Consider the following 1,761-nt stretch of genomic DNA (forward strand, 5'->3'; position numbering starts at 1 on the left):
AATCCTTATCTGGCAAGAGATTTAATTGATTAGTTCGCTCTAGAGCAAAAACAATTGACAAAAATCGCTAAATGCCTTTCTCTATAAGGGTTCCATCCCTTATAACCCCCGTCCATTGCATAACACAAACCGAAGAGCCATACTTCTTTGTCTAAAAAAGTAATCGAGTCTCTATCTAAATAATCCATCAATTGAGGAAAAAAATAACTCAATAAATTCGACAAAAAAGGTGAAGATTAACTCCTTAAACAAGCGATCATGGTCAATATTATTAGTCATGTAATATCATCTTAACTAATCTGAGCGATGAATGACTACTCTTCTACATTATATTCTGAAAAGTCGCCTTTGGCAACATATTGTTATGACCTCATCCCTTTAACCTACGAGGAGAGGGGGATGCTTCCCGCAAAAAAACCCGCAGAAAACGGGTTTATCGAAGAAACCCGTTTTCTATTTCCAGGGTTCATCATAATTGATTGTAGGGCTAATTCATGAATTAGCCCTACAGCTATTACCTAGCTATATTCCACTGCTAAATCGAGCGACTCTTGTTCCCCACTTAAGCCCGCCATAAAAGGCCCTATTCGTTGATTAAACACTATTATAGGAAAGATGCAATGCAATCCTTGCTATCAAAGTAATTTCAGTTCCAGGCTGATTCGGAGCATCTTTCAATTTGACAAGGCCGAAAAATCCCCTATCCCCCAATAACTAAAGGAAAGATAAAGTTATCGATCGCCCTCCGGAGCCAGTGTCAGAATAAAAGCAGGGAGATGACCAAGGAAAACCGACAACTCTCCATCTTTTTCCCGTCATCGCCCCTAAAATTTATTTGGTTCAGATTTATGCAAACTGCCAATCCTCGTCAAACGGAGAAAAAAGAGCATCCCAGTGGCGATAAACGCTTCAAAGTCCTCGACATTACCATGAAGCGGGCAGGATATAATCAATCAGCCCTGATTGAAGTCCTGCACAAAGCCCAAGAAGCCTTTGGATTCCTAGAAGAAGATGTTCTCCTCTACGTTGCCCGGGCGCTAAAACTGCCCCTCAGTCGCGTCTATGGGGTAGCAACCTTCTACCATCTCTTTTCCCTGAAACCGGCGGGAAAACACACCTGTATCATCTGTATGGGGACTGCTTGTTATGTCAAAGGCAGCGGCAAAATCCTCGAAGACATCGAAAACGCCTTTGATGTCAAAGTGGGAGAAACCACCGCCGATGGAGAAATTTCCCTAGTGTCGGCCCGTTGTATCGGGGCCTGTGGGATTGCGCCGGCCGTGGTCTTCGATGGAGTCGTGGCCCCTAAACAAGATTCGGAAACTGTCTTAGCGAAACTACAGAGTTTCTCCCAGTAATTTTTCACTCTAGTGGATTGAGAAGAATATGGACTTACAAGAATTATTGGCAGTGGCCGAGAAAGAAAAAACTAGACAAAAAAGCATCCGGGTGCATTGTTGCACTTCCACCGGTTGCCAAGCTGCTAACTCCCTCCAAATCAAAAAAAACCTCGCCACTGCCGTCAAAGAAGCAGACCTAGAGGATACAGTCGAAGTGGTCGGGGTCGGTTGTATGGGTTTTTGTGGTCGCGGTCCGTTGGTGGAAGTGGATCCCCAGGATCTCTTATACGAAGAAGTCACCCCGGAAAGTGCGGCCAGCATTATTGCGGCCTTAAACGGCGGCAAAACCGAGGTGCAATTAGGGGACTCAAAACATCCCTTTTTCTCCCATCAAGTCAAAATTGTCCGGGAAAATAGCGGT

The 1,761-nt window shown here is 44.3% G+C and carries 2 protein-coding genes and 1 pseudogene; 2 read left to right on the forward strand and 1 reads right to left on the reverse strand.

Features of this window, described 5'->3' with window-relative positions; genetic code table 11:
- Positions 1-137: 137 nt before the first annotated feature.
- Positions 138-279 (reverse strand): annotated as a pseudogene (locus tag PX481_RS26640) (flagellar assembly protein H); the annotation flags it as partial.
- 569 nt (positions 280-848) lie between these two features.
- Here PX481_RS26640 and hoxE point away from each other — a divergent pair.
- Both hoxE and PX481_RS26650 read left to right on the forward strand, forming a co-directional pair.
- On the forward strand, positions 849-1,358 hold the full coding sequence (gene hoxE, locus PX481_RS26645; RefSeq protein WP_002762924.1) for a bidirectional hydrogenase complex protein HoxE: 510 nt from the start codon (positions 849-851) through the stop codon (positions 1,356-1,358).
- A 28-nt stretch (positions 1,359-1,386) separates the two neighbouring features.
- On the forward strand, positions 1,387-1,761 hold a 375-nt coding region (locus PX481_RS26650; RefSeq protein WP_288096941.1), incomplete at its 3' end, for a (2Fe-2S) ferredoxin domain-containing protein.

The organism is Microcystis sp. M53603_WE2 (assembly GCF_030065435.1).

Bases quoted from the DNA above. Each gene is read 5' to 3' on its own strand.
- hoxE (WP_002762924.1), top strand. From the start codon at position 849: ATGCAAACTGCCAATCCTCGTCAAACGGAGAAAAAAGAGCATCCCAGT.